The sequence below is a fragment of the Streptomyces sp. NPDC047981 genome (genome assembly GCF_040653315.1).
Taxonomy (GTDB): Bacteria; Actinomycetota; Actinomycetes; order Streptomycetales; family Streptomycetaceae; genus Streptomyces.
Genome location: NZ_JBEZNQ010000084.1, coordinates 16,285 through 31,143 on the forward strand (window position 1 = coordinate 16,285; position 14,859 = coordinate 31,143).

16 protein-coding genes are annotated in these 14,859 nt (G+C 70.0%); 9 read left to right on the forward strand and 7 right to left on the reverse strand.

The window, feature by feature from the left end; genetic code table 11:
- Positions 1-3: 3 nt before the first annotated feature.
- The 6 genes from AB0E14_RS33175 (at position 4) to AB0E14_RS33200 (ending at position 4,460) form a co-directional block, all read left to right on the forward strand.
- Complete coding sequence (locus AB0E14_RS33175; RefSeq protein WP_362426857.1) at positions 4-207, forward strand: hypothetical protein; 204 nt, start codon at positions 4-6, stop codon at positions 205-207.
- An 18-nt stretch (positions 208-225) separates the two neighbouring features.
- On the forward strand, positions 226-651 hold the full coding sequence (locus tag AB0E14_RS33180; RefSeq protein WP_362426860.1) for a hypothetical protein: 426 nt from the start codon (positions 226-228) through the stop codon (positions 649-651).
- An 11-nt stretch (positions 652-662) separates the two neighbouring features.
- Entirely contained in the window at positions 663-2,825 is a 2,163-nt protein-coding gene (locus AB0E14_RS33185) for a DUF6571 family protein (protein ID WP_362426863.1), read from the forward strand.
- Positions 2,797-3,480, forward strand: coding sequence for a hypothetical protein (locus AB0E14_RS33190; protein WP_362426866.1), 684 nt, complete (start codon positions 2,797-2,799; stop codon positions 3,478-3,480). The genes AB0E14_RS33185 and AB0E14_RS33190 overlap by 29 nt, the downstream gene beginning before the upstream one ends.
- Positions 3,480-4,139 carry a hypothetical protein gene (locus AB0E14_RS33195; protein WP_362426869.1) on the forward strand — a complete coding sequence of 220 codons (660 nt, stop codon included), beginning with the start codon at positions 3,480-3,482 and terminating at the stop codon, positions 4,137-4,139. The genes AB0E14_RS33190 and AB0E14_RS33195 overlap by 1 nt, the downstream gene beginning before the upstream one ends.
- 87 nt (positions 4,140-4,226) lie before the next feature.
- Complete coding sequence (locus tag AB0E14_RS33200) at positions 4,227-4,460, forward strand: DUF397 domain-containing protein (protein WP_362426872.1); 234 nt, start codon at positions 4,227-4,229, stop codon at positions 4,458-4,460.
- 86 nt (positions 4,461-4,546) lie between these two features.
- Here AB0E14_RS33200 and AB0E14_RS33205 read toward each other — a convergent pair whose 3' ends face one another.
- The 7 genes from AB0E14_RS33205 to eccB form a co-directional block, all read right to left on the reverse strand.
- On the reverse strand, positions 4,547-4,855 hold the full coding sequence (locus tag AB0E14_RS33205) for a WXG100 family type VII secretion target (RefSeq protein ID WP_362426875.1): 309 nt from the start codon (positions 4,853-4,855) through the stop codon (positions 4,547-4,549).
- A 16-nt stretch (positions 4,856-4,871) separates the two neighbouring features.
- Positions 4,872-5,198: a hypothetical protein gene (locus AB0E14_RS33210; RefSeq protein ID WP_362426878.1), complete on the reverse strand. Its 327-nt coding sequence runs from the start codon at positions 5,196-5,198 to the stop codon at positions 4,872-4,874.
- A gap of 63 nt (positions 5,199-5,261) precedes the next feature.
- Positions 5,262-6,506 (reverse strand): S8 family serine peptidase, encoded by a 1,245-nt coding sequence (locus AB0E14_RS33215; RefSeq protein ID WP_362426881.1) that lies wholly within the window; start codon positions 6,504-6,506, stop codon positions 5,262-5,264.
- A 13-nt stretch (positions 6,507-6,519) separates the two neighbouring features.
- Positions 6,520-7,842: a hypothetical protein gene (locus AB0E14_RS33220; protein WP_362426884.1), complete on the reverse strand. Its 1,323-nt coding sequence runs from the start codon at positions 7,840-7,842 to the stop codon at positions 6,520-6,522.
- A gap of 17 nt (positions 7,843-7,859) precedes the next feature.
- Positions 7,860-8,312 (reverse strand): hypothetical protein, encoded by a 453-nt coding sequence (locus AB0E14_RS33225; RefSeq protein WP_362426887.1) that lies wholly within the window; start codon positions 8,310-8,312, stop codon positions 7,860-7,862.
- A gap of 93 nt (positions 8,313-8,405) precedes the next feature.
- The gene (gene mycP / locus AB0E14_RS33230) at positions 8,406-9,662 is read right to left on the reverse strand and encodes a type VII secretion-associated serine protease mycosin (protein ID WP_362426890.1); all 1,257 of its coding nucleotides are present in this window, start codon (positions 9,660-9,662) and stop codon (positions 8,406-8,408) included.
- A 10-nt stretch (positions 9,663-9,672) separates the two neighbouring features.
- Positions 9,673-11,229 carry a type VII secretion protein EccB gene (gene eccB, locus AB0E14_RS33235; RefSeq protein ID WP_362426893.1) on the reverse strand — a complete coding sequence of 519 codons (1,557 nt, stop codon included), beginning with the start codon at positions 11,227-11,229 and terminating at the stop codon, positions 9,673-9,675.
- A 193-nt stretch (positions 11,230-11,422) separates the two neighbouring features.
- Between eccB and eccE the strand changes: the two genes are divergently transcribed.
- From eccE to AB0E14_RS33250, 3 genes are all read left to right on the forward strand, one after another.
- The gene (eccE, locus tag AB0E14_RS33240) at positions 11,423-12,742 is read left to right on the forward strand and encodes a type VII secretion protein EccE (protein ID WP_362426899.1); all 1,320 of its coding nucleotides are present in this window, start codon (positions 11,423-11,425) and stop codon (positions 12,740-12,742) included.
- A 266-nt stretch (positions 12,743-13,008) separates the two neighbouring features.
- Positions 13,009-13,689, forward strand: coding sequence for a hypothetical protein (locus AB0E14_RS33245; protein ID WP_362426902.1), 681 nt, complete (start codon positions 13,009-13,011; stop codon positions 13,687-13,689).
- 225 nt (positions 13,690-13,914) lie between these two features.
- Positions 13,915-14,859 (forward strand): SCO5717 family growth-regulating ATPase (locus AB0E14_RS33250; protein ID WP_362426896.1); only part of this gene is annotated, 945 nt, incomplete at its 3' end.

Here is a 14,859-nt window from a genome sequence, read left to right on the forward strand (position 1 = left end):
GCCGTGGAGCGACCGGCGATGTCGTTGCCGGTGGCGTCGCCGCCCGTGACGTCTTTGCCGGTGAGCCTTGGCGGTGAGGCCTTGCCGGTGAGCCTCGCCGGTGACGCATCGCCGGTAAGCATCGCCGGTGACGCCTTGCCGGTGAGCCTTGCCGGTGAGGCCTTGCCGGTGGACGTGAACACTTCAGCACTGCAAATATCGACCTGATCCAGCGAGGGGGAATCAATGTCTTTCAACGACGAGTGGGCCCAGGCCAAGAACACCGCGATCGCGAATCAGTCGGCGGACATGCGCCTCAACCAGCTCCCCGCGGACGGGGGCGGCGGCACGGGTCCCGCCGATCTGGCGACCACGCCCGCGAAGAAGAAGCAGGCCGCGAACAGCATCGAGAACCACATCCAGCCGGACCTGAAGTCGGCCGCCGACGCGGCCGACGAGTCCACGAGCGGCGCGGTCGCCGGGTTCAAGGGCTGGGAGACGGCCGCCGGCCTGAAGAAGGCGCACGAGCACTGGGACAGCCAGGTGAAGCGGCTGAACGCGCGCCTCGAATCGGAGAAGACCGCGCTCCGGGGCGCGTCGTCGCTGTTCCAGAGCAACGACATCGTCACGGGGAACGGCCTCGTGGCGCAGTCGAAGGTCTCGGGACTCTAGGGGGAAACGCGATGCCGACGTACGAAGAGATCATGCAGACCGACCTCGGCAAGCTGAGCACCGCCGCCGACGGCTGGAAGTCCATGGCGGAGAAGTTCAAGAAGGTCGAGGACCTGTACGAGAAGGACGTCCAGAAGGTCGCGTCGGGCGGCCCGCTGTGGACCGGTCAAGCCCAGCAGGTCGGCATGACCAACTTCGGGATCACCCGGGGTGAGCTCGACGCCGCGCAGAAGGAAGCGAAGGCGATGGAGTCGCTGCTGCGGGACGCCCACAGCACGCTCACGGAGCTCAAGGGCCGGGTGACGACCGCGGTGAAGGAGGCGGTCGACGCGGGCATGAAGGTCTCCGAGTCCGGTGTCGCGAGCTACGACTTCAGCAAGGTCTCCGAGAAGGAGGCCTACACGATCCGGCACGACCCTGATCTGCGGTCGGTGGAGCAGTCGTACACGAAGAAGATCAACGACGCGGTCAACGCGGTCAACGAGTTCGACAAGGACGTCAAGACCGCACTCCTGAACGCCTCGGGCGCGGACGGCACGGCGCCGCTGGGCTTCAACTCCAAGCCGGTCGGCGACGTGGAGGCCGTGGAGGCGCTGGCCCTCTCGGAGAAGGTGCGCAACGGCGACGCCTCGAAGAAGGAGCTGGAGCAGTACCGCGAGATCCTGGAGAAGAACTCCAAGGACAAGCACTTCAGCGAGGCGTACCTGCACGCGCTGGGCGCCAAGGACACGCTGAAGATCGCCGACGAGATGAACCTGGCGGCGAACGAGCGGGGCATCTCGGACGCCGACAAGAAGCTCTACAACTCGATCAACGCGGGCCTCGCGGACACGATCGCCTCGGGCACGAAGGACCCGAACGGGTACGCGTACCGGCCGTTCGTGGATGGGCTGAAGAGCCTGGGCGACAAGGACGTCACAGGCGGCCAGGTCCCGACCCAGGGCTACCAGGTCCTCGTCACCCTGATGAATCAGGGGAACCCGGACGGCTACGGCAAGGAGTTCCTCAACGAGCTCGGTCACGACATGATCGAGATCGAGAAGAAGGACCCCGACAACTGGCTGCACTTCAACGACGTCAAGCGCCCCAATGTCGCCAACGACCCGTTGGACGGCCTGCTCAACATCATGAGCAAGGACCCCGCGGACGCGCAGTACTTCCTCGACCCCAAGGCTCCCGGGAACGAGAACGAACACCTGAAGTTCCTTCTCACGGAGCGCGAGTGGCCGAAGGAGGGGTTGAACAACATCTACGGACCTCCCCAGTTCATGGACGACCCCTCCAAGGCCACGGGCCTCGGCAACGCCATCCAGGCGGCGGCCACGGGTCACGAGCCGGGCGAGAAGCCGGGTCCGGTCGGTGCACACACCGAGGGGCAGGCGCGGGTGATGCACCACTCTGTCCAGTACCTCGACTCCAAGCTGGACGAGGGCAAGTTCCCGGAAGACCTGACCAACCTCCAGAAGCCGATGGCGCACGCCCTCGCGGACTACGTGAACGACACCCACGTGATCCTCAACGGCGAGAACGACGCCTACGGCCTGAGCAAGGGCAAGGAGACCAGCTTCGGGACCGGCGACGACGCCCACATGGCCGTGTCGCAGGGAAGCCTCGTACGCGTCATGCGAGGAGTGGCCGAGGACGGGGACTCCTTCGCTCTCATCTATGAGGCGGAACGCGCGTACTCCGCCAAACAGCTCGCCGAAGCCCCTGCGTTCGACGGTAACGCGACGCACGGTCAGAGTGCCGACTGGGACCACCGGGCGAAGCATGTCGGCGGTGCGCTGGGTGCCCTCAACGGGATCGGCGCCGACGTGTACATCGACAAGAGGGACGACAAGATCGAGTGGGCGGAAAGGACGGCCGAGTACTCGGCGAACGGCGTCAACAGCGTCGTCGGCGAGATTCCGTTCGCGGGCTCGGCCGCCGGTGCCATTGTCGACACCGCCAAGTACGAGTGGGTCGAGGACATCAAGAAGGCGGCCGAGGAGGAGGCGAAGAAGAATTCCAGCGACAACTACACGGCAGGCAAGGACGGCACGACCGACCTGGTGAACGCTTGGGGGAAGCAGGAAGGAATTTACGACAATGGTCCGCACAAATCGGCGAGGGACGCCGCGACGGGTGGCTACGAGGACGGACGCAGTGCTGCGGCGGCTCACCTGGGGAACTGACCGCGCCGGGGCGCTCTCTCGCTCCGGGGCCGCCGTTGCGCTCGCGCTGCTCGCGGTCTCCTGCAGCTCCGGGGACTCCGGCTCACAGGTCGAGGGTCTGTGCGGCCAACCGGCCGAATCTGCCGCTGGGAAGTCGCTGCGCGATGTCCTCGGGACGGACGACTTCACGGCCGAGGCCACCATGTCGGACGACCGTTTCGCGGAGAAGTTCAAGAAGGACCTCAAGGAATGGCAGGGCGGCCCGAACTCGACCTCGCCCTTCTTCCTGTGCAAGTACCTGCCTGATGACAGTGGCGAGCGGGTCCTTCTCAGCTTCGCGTGGTCCCCCGCCGAGCAGCCCCAGAAGACGCGTACGGGGGGCGGCACGGTCTACGACGTGAGCGGCGCCACCGGGTCGCCCGGCCATCTGGCCGCGGAACTCTTCACACCGTGCACGCTGGGTGGAGAGCTGAGCGAGCCGTCGCAGAAGGCTGTCCTCCGTGCCGATGCCACGCTCACGGTCGATCGCGGAAGGACCGTGGACCAGCAGCGGCAGGAGACCGAGCTCTCCTTCCTCTATCTGATGACCCGTGAAGCCACAGAGGTCCTGGGATGCGAGAACAAGCCCTTGACCAAGGACCCCATCGTAAAGCCCCTCACCGAAAGCACCCCGTGATGATCCGTACGAAGTACACAGCCCTGGGCGCCGTGAGCGTCGCTCTCCTCACCACGCTCGTCGGGTGCGGGGGCGGCAGCGGGGCTGACGCCGGGGCCTCGCTGAGCGTGGACCGGGTGATCGAGCTCGCCGACGGGGTCGGGAAGGACGGAGCCGACACGTGCCCGATCGGGTACGACGCCGGGGAGGCGGCCGAGGCGGCGAAGGTCGGCGAGGGGATCAAGGCCGGAGCGGCGGGGGCCGAGGCCGGCGAGCCGACGGCGACCGCCGAGGGCGGGAGGACGACGGATCCGCAGTCGGGGTGGGCGGGTAAGCCGGGTGGGCTCATCTCCTGCTCGTACCACGTGGGCGGTGAGGGCCTGACGCTCCTCACAGTCGGTACGGAAGCGGGGAGCGCGACCAACTTCCTCCTGCCCACCGCCCAGAACGCGGGCGACATGTCCGTCGAGGACGTCACGGTCTTCGGCACGAAGGCCGCCGACGCGAAGCCCGGCGAGCCCGTGGCGAGCAAGGGCGGGAACGTGGTGATCGTCCGGCTCGACTCCGGCGGCAAGGGTGAGGTCGCCCTGCTGGTGACCGTGGGCGAGAACGACAAAAGCGCGCTGAAGCCCGACCAGGTCCTGGAGCTGGCCCGGACCTTCGCCTCACAGGCGAAGTGAATCTGACGGTTCCGTCTGACAGGGAGCCGTCCGGCCCCGATCATTGAGCTGCGACGACGTTCCACCCGCACTAAGGAGCAGAGACTGATGGGCACTCAGCAGGAGAAGGACGAGCTGTACGCGCTCGACATCAGCGACGTCGAGTGGCAGGGCGCCCCCGGCACGAGCCCCGACGAGGAGCGTGTGGAGATCGCCCACCTGCCGGGCGGCGCCGTGGCGATGCGCTCGTCCCTCGACCCGGACACCGTGCTGCGGTACACGGAGGCGGAGTGGACGGCGTTCGTCCTGGGCGCCAAGGACGGCGAGTTCGACCTCACGTAGGGCGCGGTCGGTCGGATGGCGGAAGGGGCCCGTTCCTGGTGGAACGGGCCCCTTCGCGTACGGCCGGCGTGGCAGAGGATCGAGCCTCAGAATCCCTCGGTGAACAGGCGCGAGGCCTTGATGTCCGTACCGCGGTAGCTGTCCTTGCCCTGCTCGATCTGCTTGGCGACCAGCTCGAGCCGGTCCCGCATGTCGGTGGCGCGCTTCTTGTACTTGCCCTGGAGGGTCACGTACTCCGCGTGGGCCTCACCGTCCCAGGTGTCGGTGACGACCCGGAGGGCGGCGTTCATCTCTTCGAGGTCCTTGATGATGTTCGAGGAGACGACCCGGAGGCGGTTCGCCATCTCCTGGACGCTCTCGTACCGGACCTTGGTGTTCTGGTCGATGCCGGACATCGTGCTCTCCTCGGGCTCAGATGTTGTTCAGCGCGGAGTTGTTGGCCTTGAGGGTCTGGTACACCTCGAAGTCGTTCGCCGCGCTCAGGTTCTTGGTCTCGTTGACCGCCGTGAGCAGCACGTTGAGCAGGCGGCGGATGGTGTCGTGGTCCTCGTTGAGAAGCGACTGCGCCGTCTTGAATCCGGCGGCACCGGCACCCGTCCAGCCCGCGTGGACCGTTTCGAGGATGTTGGCCATCTCGCGGGCCTGCTTGGAGACCTCTTCACCGGTCTGCATGATCTTGTTCTTGGCCTGGGTTACCGGATCCTCGGCAAGCCCGAACCCACCTGCGGGGCTGGTCATGTGACGCTCCTCGTTGTCGGGAAGTGCTCGTGCTCGTTGCGCGTACGCGTAGCTCAGCTCTGGCTACGCTCTCCTGTTGCGTCTGCCTGCCGCCACGACGACGCCGATGACGACGGCGACGACCGCGATGGCACTCACGGCGATGCCCCAGAGCGGGAATCCGCCCTCGACGGGCCGGGCCGCGGACTCAGGCTTCTTGGTTTCCTGGTCCGGCCCGTTGGTGCCGCTTGCCCCCGTGCTGTCAGGAGAGGGGGAAGTCTGAGGTGTGGGCGACTGCGAGGCACCCTGCTGCTGCTTCTGCGCGGCGAGCAGCGGGTTGACGTTCGGGTCGCCCGGGTTGCCCTTGCCCTCCAGGAGGACCTGGGCGGGCCGGATGGAGCCGTACCCGATGTACTTGCTCGGCACCTCACCGACGTGCCCGGCGGTCTCCATCATGACCCTCAGGACCTGGTTGGCGGTCCAGTCGGGGTGCGCGGACCAGATGAGGGCGGCGGTGCCGGAGGCGATGGCGGTGGCGTGGCTTGTGCCCTCGAAGGCGCAGTACCGGGTCTTGTCGTTGGAACAGCGGCCCGGCATTTCGACGCCGGGGGCAGCGAGAGCCAGGTGGGAACCGTAGTCGGAAAAACTGGCGACCTTTCCCTTCGTGTCCAGCGCTCCGATGGTGATCACACCAGGGAGGGTCGAAGGGTAGTCGCGGAAGGACTCACTGCCGGTGTTACCGGATGCCGCAAAGATCAGCGCACCCTTCCCAAGCGCATAGTCCACAGCGGCCTGCCATTGAGCGATCTCTTCCCCGCTGGCCGGTCCGCCGCCAGAGATGCTGATCACTCTCGCGCCGTTGTCCACGGCATACCGGACCCCCTTGATCAGGGGGCCGGGGCCGAACGACGCGAAGTCGCCCGTCTTGACCGGAAGAATCCTCGCGCCCGGGGCGATGCCCTTGACGCCACCATCGGCACCGCTGCCCGCGACCGCGATGGCCATGTTGGTTCCGTGGCGCTCGTCGTCCTTTTCATCGACGCGGCCCGGCCCTCCTCCCGCATCGGAGAAGTTGTGCCCAGGCAGCACCTTGCCACGCAGCTCTGAGACCGTGGAGTCCACGCCCGTGTCGAGCACGGCTACCGTGACGCCCTTGCCCGTGGCCACCTTCCACAGCTCGTCCGCCCTCATCGCGTCCAAATACCACTGACGCTCACGCATATCGTCCGCCTGCGCCGGGGCAGCGACGGTCCACGTCGCTACGACGGCGACCAATGCGCCGAGCAGACCGACCGCACGGCGACGAGCGGGGCGAGCAAGCAGGGACATGAACGAACGACTCCTAGTCGATGACGGGCGGGACGATCTGACGCTGGCCGGCAGCCCACGTCTCCTCGTCCTCGGTCAGATAGTCAGGACGGGAACGGTTCGTACGGTGCTCGTCCTCGCCGCGCTCGGTCGAGACCGGGCGGACCAGGCCGGTGCCACCAGGGGTGAAGGCACGGCCGCCGGACCCGGTGGGATTCCCGACCGTTCCACCCTGCTGCATGGCCAGCCGTCGGCCCGCCGCACCGCCCGTGCTACCGCCCGGCGCACCGTGCATTCCGGCGCCGGGCCCGTGCATTCCCGCCCCGCCACGACCGTACTGTCCGGCGCGCTCCTCGCCGATCACGGGGCCCATCGGAAGCCGAGGCGCGTGACCGGGCATGCCCGTCCGGCCGGGCACTTGACGGCCGCCGGTGATGCCCTCCGCCCGGGGTGGGATGCCAAGAGGGCTGGGACCCTTCAAACCACCGTTCGCGGGGCTCGGAAGCCCTGGGTTGGCACGATGCGGACCCACCGTCGGCTGGGGCCCGATCGGCGGAGCCAGGGGCGGCAACGGTGGAGTGTGCGGGCCAACCGTCGTGGGCGGCGTGGTCGGCGGCTGAGCAGGGGTACGGGGCGGAGCCTCCGGTGTGATGGTCACGGAATCGAGGTTCGTGTTCACCTCGTTCTCCGGTCGCTTCGTCGCAGCCGGAGGGAGCGTCACGTCTACGGTCGGGCGGTCCGGGGTCGCGGCGTCGGGGGTCCGAAGAGACGAGGTTTCGCCGCTGGTCGAACCGGTCCTGGAGGAAGTCCCGTACGTGTTCGGGCCATTGCCGCTCCCCGTCCCGTACTCGCGCTCTCCCAGATCGCGATTACCCGAAAGCGGCTTGAACTCCGGCTCTCGCTCCGCCGCCATCCGCTCCCGCGTCGCGTCGTAGTACGACGACAGCCTCTCCAGCTGGTGGATCGCCTCCTGGAGCTTCGGGCCCGTCTCCGACTCGATGCGGGCCTTCTCCTTCTCCGGGTCCGCGAAGCACATGCCCGCCGGCTTCGGGACCGCGGCCTTCGCCTCGGAGAGGGCCTGGCCCGCGCGTTGCATCTCGTCGGCCACGACCTTGGTGAAGTCGCCGAGGACCAGGGTCTCGGAGACCATGCCGGAACCCCAGGTGCGGAAGGCGTTGCCGCCCTCGCCCTCCCACTGGACGCGGCCGACGTACAGACGAAGGTCGGCGGCGATCTCCAGGATCTTCGGTACCGCCGCCGCCAGCGCCGAGCCGGTGGTGGTGATTTCCTCCGGCTTGGCGGACGCGATCATCGCGTACAGGGCGTCCAGGGACTTCCCCTCGAACTCTCCTGCCATCTCTTCCTACCCCCGCTTTAGCTGAATCCGCCGGAATCGCCGGTGTCGCCCGTGTCCTTGGCAGGCTGTTCGGGCTTGTCACGCCCGCCATCACCGTGACGCTCTTCGTACTCTTCCTTGGTCCGCTTCAGGATCGCCGCGTACCGCTCGCGCTCCTCCTCGTCCACGCCCGCGTAGCCCTTGTCGGCGATCGTGGCCGCCAGGCCCATGCCCTCGATCGTCTCGCCGAAGGTTCTTGTGAGCTCTTCGAGTCGGGTGCGTACCTTTTCGTACGCGCTGTGCAGTTCCGTCGCTGCCGTGAACCCGGTGCCGTACGACGCGGCCGTGACCTTCTGCTCGCCGATCTTCGTGTGCTCGGCCGGCGAGCCCTGCAGTTCCTCGACGAGCTTCTGCATGCGTGCGTAGAAGCTCTGGAGAGTCACCTCTCCGACTTCCAGCCCCTTGTTGCCGCCCCCGCCCGGCCCCGTCATCTCAGTGCCCCCTCGTCAGGCTCATGAACTCGTTCACCACTCTAGCCATTTGGTACGACAGTTCCAATTGCAAAGCTGGTTCGTCGACGCGGCTCATTCGGCCGGTGTCCGGGTCCGGCGCCGGCTGTCTCTGATGACCGTCGCCGTGCCCGCGACGACGGCGACCAGGACCGCGCCGACGCCCAGGGCGTACGTGCCGATGCGCTCCGCCCGTTCCTGGGAGGTCTCCGTGAGCGCCAGGTGGGCCGGTTCCGGGGCCGGGGGTCTGGGTGGGGCCGGGTCGGGGACGGGGGCCGTCGGGGCCGGGTCGGGGGCGTCGGACAGGGCCCGCACCGGGTCGACCACGCCCCAGCCCACGTGGTTGTCGCGGCCGTTGACGGACCGTACCGCCGTCTGCTCGATACGGGCCACGATCTGGGCCGGGGTCCACTTCGGGTGCTTGGCGCGCAGGAGCGCGGCGACGCCCGAGACGTACGGGGCCGAGAAGCTGGTGCCGTTGTCGACGCACTGGCCGCCGCCGGGCACCGTGGAGACCATGTCGACGCCCGGGGCCGCTACGCCCACGAACGTGCCGGACTGGGAGAACTCCGCCCGTTCGTTGTTGCGGTCCGAGGACGCCACCGCGAGGACGCCCGGGAACGCAGCCGGGTAGGTGTTCTTGAGCTTGCCGTCCATGCCGTCGTTCCCGGCCGAGGCGACCACCACGACGTTCTCCGCCAGGGCTCGGGCCACCGCCCTGCCCATCGCGGAGTCCTCGCTCAGGGCCTGGGTGGTGTCCTGGGAGATGTTGATGACGTCGGCGCCCTTGTCGACCGCGTGGTCGATCGCCAGGGCCATGGTGTCCGACTTGCCGCTGTTCTTCTCGTCGTTCTGGCGGATCGGGATGATGGTCGCCTCGGGCGCCAGGCCGACGAAACCCGTGCCGGCCCGAGGGCGCGCGGCGATGATGCCCGCCACCTTCGTGCCGTGTCCGACCTCGTCGACCGTGCCGTCCGTCCTGCCCCGCTGGGAATCGTCCGCGCCGCCCGGGTTGTCCTTGTCCGGCTTCAGGTAGTCCTTGCCGGACTTGGCGTCCACCGCCGACGTGAGCTGCGGGTTGACGTCGTCGACGCCGGTGTCGATGACCGCGACCCGTACGCCCTTCCCCTTGGTGTCCTGCCAGAGCTCGTCGAGCAGGACCCGCTGGAGCGACCAGGGGATGCCCTCGATCTGCTTCTTCATCGGGAACGTGCACTCGCCGCTGCCGTCGAGGGCGAAAGAAGGCTGCGCGGCCGACGCCGGCGGCGCCGCCAGCAGCGCCGTCAGCGTCGTCGCCGTGAGCCAGGAGAGTTTCCGGGTCGTCGTCGTCATCCGGCGCCCCCTACGAACCCTGCGGCTGACGCGCGCTGTTGGTGTCCAGCCTCGGGCCCTTCGACAGGAACTCCGACCAGGCGATCGGCACGAGGACCGGGGTGACCTTCTCGTAGCCGAGACGGGTCTGCGCCTCGCTCGGTTCCGGGCGGCCGTCCGTCGGCTGCTTGGTGCCGTCGCCGCTGCCGATGTCGGAGCGGGCGGCGTCGCTGTCGCCGTTCGCCTGGACCGCGTACCGCAGGCCGGTGTCCGTGACCAGGAAGAGCGAGCCGTCGGGCTTGGTCTGGTTGCCCTGGACCTGGGTGTAGAGCAGGCCGCTGCCCGGGGTGACGTACGTGCTGGTGCCGCCGGCCGTGATCTCGGCCGGGTACTTCGTACCGGCCCAGGTGGTGAGGGTCGTGGCGCCCTTGTCGTCGACGCTGTTGAGGACGCTGCAGATCGTGTCCCGGGCACCGGATCCCGTCTCGGCGTTGATCTGCTGCGACTTGCGGGTCGGCCAGCGGTACTGGGTGCCGAAGGTCGTGGCGTCCGGGGTGAAGGAGGCCGCGTCGACGGTGGTCACCCGGCCGTCCATGTCGAGCGGGTCGGTCTGCGGGGAGTTGATGAGCAGCCAGGCCGTGAACTCGGAGACCGGCTGGACCTTGCCCGGCAGGACGACGTAGTGCTGCGGCCCGGAGCCGGTCTGCGCCAGCAGGACCATGCCGACCCGGTCCTCGGTCTGGCTGAGGCCTCCGCCGACCCCGGCGGGCGCGCCCACCCGGCCCGGGATCTGCGGGAACGCGATGGGGCTGCCGGTGTGCAGGGTGGCCAGCCAGTCGTCGGTGACCTGCTGCGGCTCCTTCTGGAGGCCGACCAGGGCGGTGGTGAGTCCGGCGGACTCGTCGGGCGCTCCGGGGATCAGGTACTTCGTACCCCGGTGGTCGACGAGGTAGCGGGCGCTGCCCTTCTGCCCCTTGACGTACATGACCTGGCCGTCCTTCAGCTGCCCCGCGCCCTCGGTGCGGCTGAAGTCCCGCTGCGCGAAGACGAACGTGGCCTTCTGGACGCTGCTCCCCTTGCCACCGCCCGGCTGTTCGCACACGGCCCACCGCTTGGCGGTGCCGGCGTCGCCCGGGGAGGGGAGCCGGTCGGGGGCGTAGGGGATGCCCAGGATCGGGCCGCGGGGCGGGGTGCCGCCGTCGAGGACCTCGTCGGCGACCTGGATGACCGAGAAGGACTGGGGGGTGAGGAGGAGGCGCGCGGAGGCGAGGTTGAGGACCGGGTGGAGCAGGGTCTTGCTGTCCTTGCCCGTGCCGGTGGTGAGCACCACGTACCGCGTGGTCGACTGCTTGCCGACGATCACCTTCGTGCCGGGCTTGTCCCAGCCCTTGGGGGCCTTGGGGCTGAACATGCCCCACGCTCCGAAACCGGCCAGCACCAGCGCGCCGACGATGAGTCCGGGCACGACCGCGCGCAACGGCCTCGGCGCCCCTTCCTCCGTACCGGAGGGAGAAGGTTGGAGGAATGCGGCCACCGTGCGCTTCTTCGCAAAGGTGTACGCGTTGAGCTCATCCCGCCGTGATGCCATGAGTCCCCAATTTCCGTCAGGCACAGTCTCCGCCGGCGCCTTCACGGGTTCTCCACACCCAGGCTCCGGCTGTCGGACCGGCCCCCTACTATGCCTGCTGTCTCCTGGCACCCGGGGGGCGGGTAGGGTGATCCGGCCGCCAAAGCACGGGCGAGCGAGGGCGATCGGGACGTATTTGGGGGGATTCTCGATGATGGCATCCGCGACGCGGACGCGACCGCGGACCGCGGCGCCCGTCTCCTCGTCCCGTTCCGCACCCTCCCCCGCCCCCCATGCACCGTCCGCCGTCTCGCCGCGCCTTCAGGCGCGCCCCGGACACTTCGGATCATTCCGATTGCAACAACTCGTCCTGATCGAGGGCGCGGTCGCCCTGCTGCTCGTGGCGTGGGTCGTCGAGCCGATGCTGCTGGTCCCGGCCGGGCTCCTCGCGGCCGTGCTCGTGCTGCTCGCGGTGGTGCGCAGGCACCGCCGCTCGATGCCCGAGTGGCTCGGGACGTTCCTGACCCTGCGGGCGCGCACGCGCCGCGCCGCCTCCTTCCTCGTGCCGGAGGGTACGGAGCCGGGGCTCGCCCCGGTCGTGGAGTGCGATCCGGCGCTGCGCACCTCCACGTACAGCGACCGCGACCGCCGTCCGGTCGGGATGGTCGGCGACGGTACGTTCCTCACGGTCGTCGTGCGGGTCGACGCGGAGGCCACGGCGCTGCGCCCGGACCGCGCGGCGCGGCCGCTGCCGGTCGGGCTCCTCAGTGACGTGCTCGAGGTGGACGGGATCCGTCTGGAATCCGCGCAGATCGTGCAGCACACCCAGCCCGCGCCCGCCCCGCATCTCCCCGCGCAGTCGATGGCCGCGCGCAACTACGGCCCGCTGCAGGCGCAGACGGGTTCTCCGGCGGTACGGGTGACCTGGGTGGCCCTGAAGCTCGACCCGGAGCTGTGCCCGGAGGCGGTCGCCGCGCGCGGTGGCGGCCTGGTGGGCGCGCAGAAGTGTGTGGTGCGGTCGGCGGACCAGCTGGCGAGCCGGCTGGCCGGTGCCGGGTTCCGGGCGACCGTGCTCACGGAGCAGGAGCTGACCGCCGCGCTCGCCACCTCGACCTGCGCGAGCCCGGCCGCGATCACGCAGGCCGGACGCGGGCAGGCGCAGGCTCGGCGGACTCTGGAGACCGCGCGGACCTGGCGGGTCGACGACCGCCGGCACACGACGTACTGGGTGGGGCGCTGGCCGCACCTCGGCGGCGCGGGCGGACCTGGCGCGTCGATGCCGCAGTTGATCGCGCTGCTGACCTCGCTCCCCGCGCTCGCGACGACGTTCAGCCTGACCCTGAGCGGCGGCGACCGCCAGGAGGTGACGGTGGCCGGGCACGTACGGATCACCGGGCGCAGCGACGAGGAGCTGGTGGCCGCGCGGCACGAACTGGAGCGTGCGGCACGCGGGGTGAAGACGGGTCTGGTGCGGCTCGACCGTGAACAGGTGCCGGGCATGCTGGCCTCGCTGCCGCTGGGGGGTGCGCGCTGATGTCCTTCTCCGGTAATCACAACCCTGGCGCCGGCCCCGGCCCGACTCCGAGCCCGAGCGCGCAGCATCAGGGGCAGCCGCAGCCCGGTTTCACCCCCGTTCCCGTCCCCGCTCCCGTCCCCGCTCCCGTCCCCGTTCAGGGCGGGCCGGGTGGGCCGGGTGGGCCCGCCGGTGACGGCCGCCGTGGCGGCGGTTCGCGTGAGCGGTCCGCAGGCAGGTCCCGTCGTGATACGGGGCGGAGCGCACGGCCCCGGTTCGGTTTCGGGCTGATCGGTCCGCGCCGCGACCGGCACTCCGTCCCGCTGGACCAGCTCGGCGCGCTGAGCGTGCCTGTCGGGGACGACGGCATGGTCGTCGGCGTGGACGCCGAGGGGCGGCCCGCCGTCCTGGGCATCAACCGGCCCACTCCGTACGACGTGACCCTCATCGGCGGCCTGTGGACCGCCCAGGTGATGGCGTTGCGGGCGGCCGCGACGGGCGCGCGGGTCGCCGTGGAGACCGGCCGGGCGCAGGTCTGGACGTCGCTCGCACAGGCCGCGGGCGGCGGTCAGCCGTGCATCACGCTGCACGACGTCGGCCGGGTCCCGCCGCAGGGAGCGTCGGCCGGCAGCCCGGTGGTCGTGGTCCGGGACTGCGGCATGCGTCCGCCGCGCGGCCGGGTCGTCTCGGGGCCCTGGCAGTCGGTGGTGACACTGCTTCCGTACCTGAGCCCCGTGGCACCCCGTCTGCTGGAGAAGTCCTCCCTCGTGGGGATCCAGCGGGTCTCGCCGGACGAGGCCGCGCAGATCGGCCGGATCATGGGACTGCCGGGCGCGGAGTCGGAGGCGTTGTCGACGCTCGCGGACGGTGTGACGCTGTGGTGTACACCGGGTGACCGCCAGTTCGTCATGACCCAGGCGACCGAGGCCGAGACCGGATTGTTGGGCAGCGCGCGCCGGATGGACTGATCGGCGCGAGCCATCAATTCCGTCCGTTTTTGTATGGATTTGGAGCGCCCGGTGGCGCTCTGGAGTTCACTCTGCGGTGCGCGCAGGTCACTTGGGGGCGATACGTGACCTACGGGACAGCCGTGTACGGGCGATCGGGCCTGCCCGCCACACACGGTTGGCGATTAGGGTGGGAGGGCCCGCCCACGACAGCACAAGGGTGCGCGACCACACCAGGAGGCAATAGTGAACGGCGATCGGGACGAGATCCACGGGGGTTGGAATCCATCCGCCGATGATCAGTCCGACGCGGATCCCGCCGAGATGACGGGTGAGTTCACCATCGACTACACCCCTCCGGCCTGGTACACGCAGAACGCGGGGGGAAGCGGTGGTGCGGGTGGTGTGACGCCACCGCCGCCGAGCGGTGCGCCCGTTGCCGTCCCGGGGCTCCCGGCGGGCAGCGGCTTCGAACCCGAGGTGGCTCCGCAGGCGCCGGTTCCGCCGGCCGCGATGCCTGTTCCGCCGCTGCCGACGCCTGTTCCGCCGCCGCCGATGCCGGGGATGCCTCTGGCGCCGGGCGCGGTTCAGCCGACGGCTCCTGGACAGCCGGTGGCTCCTGGCCAGCCGGGGCCCGTGCAGCCGGGTGCGGTTCAGCCCGGTGCCGTTCAGCCCGGCGCGGTGCCGCCCGGCGCGGTGCCGCCCGGTGCGGTGCCGCCTGGCGCGGTGCCGCCCGCGACGCCGGTCGACGCCGCGCCCGTGCCACCGGCTCCCGTACAGCCCGGCCCGGTACAGCCGGGTGCTGCCGCTGACGCCGCTCCGGTCGCGCCGGTCGCCTCCGCCGCACCCGCCGACGGTGCGGCGTCCGACAACGGCGACATCGAGAGCGGCGCGACGATGCGCTTCTCCTCGGCCGCGCTCAAGCGCGAGATGGCGGAGATCGCCGAGCGCGCGGCCGCAACGGCCGCCCCCGAGGACGCCGCACCCGCCGCGCAGCCGGCCGCCGACGCGAGCAACGCCCCGCAGAACGACGGCGGTTACGCCCTGCCGCTGCCCACCCCTGTCCCGGCGCCCGAAGCCGAAGCGGCAGCGGAAGCCGAGGAGGCTCCGCAGGCGCCCGAACCGTCCGACGAGGGCGCCCGGCCGGGCGAGCCCGCGGCCGAGGCGCGGGAGACCGAGCCCGAGCCCGTC

Excerpts from the sequence above, each read along its gene's own strand:
- AB0E14_RS33210 (WP_362426878.1), bottom strand. The coding sequence starts at position 5,198 with ATGACCAGCCCCGCAGGTGGGTTCGGGCTTGCCGAGGATCCGGTAACC.
- AB0E14_RS33180 (WP_362426860.1), top strand. The coding sequence starts at position 226 with ATGTCTTTCAACGACGAGTGGGCCCAGGCCAAGAACACCGCGATCGCG.
- mycP (WP_362426890.1), bottom strand. The coding sequence starts at position 9,662 with ATGACGACGACGACCCGGAAACTCTCCTGGCTCACGGCGACGACGCTG.
- AB0E14_RS33200 (WP_362426872.1), top strand. The coding sequence starts at position 4,227 with ATGGGCACTCAGCAGGAGAAGGACGAGCTGTACGCGCTCGACATCAGC.
- AB0E14_RS33220 (WP_362426884.1), bottom strand. The coding sequence starts at position 7,842 with ATGGCAGGAGAGTTCGAGGGGAAGTCCCTGGACGCCCTGTACGCGATG.
- AB0E14_RS33215 (WP_362426881.1), bottom strand. The coding sequence starts at position 6,506 with ATGTCCCTGCTTGCTCGCCCCGCTCGTCGCCGTGCGGTCGGTCTGCTC.
- AB0E14_RS33205 (WP_362426875.1), bottom strand. The coding sequence starts at position 4,855 with ATGTCCGGCATCGACCAGAACACCAAGGTCCGGTACGAGAGCGTCCAG.
- AB0E14_RS33225 (WP_362426887.1), bottom strand. The coding sequence starts at position 8,312 with ATGACGGGGCCGGGCGGGGGCGGCAACAAGGGGCTGGAAGTCGGAGAG.
- eccE (WP_362426899.1), top strand. The coding sequence starts at position 11,423 with ATGGCATCCGCGACGCGGACGCGACCGCGGACCGCGGCGCCCGTCTCC.
- AB0E14_RS33195 (WP_362426869.1), top strand. The coding sequence starts at position 3,480 with ATGATCCGTACGAAGTACACAGCCCTGGGCGCCGTGAGCGTCGCTCTC.
- eccB (WP_362426893.1), bottom strand. The coding sequence starts at position 11,229 with ATGGCATCACGGCGGGATGAGCTCAACGCGTACACCTTTGCGAAGAAG.
- AB0E14_RS33185 (WP_362426863.1), top strand. The coding sequence starts at position 663 with ATGCCGACGTACGAAGAGATCATGCAGACCGACCTCGGCAAGCTGAGC.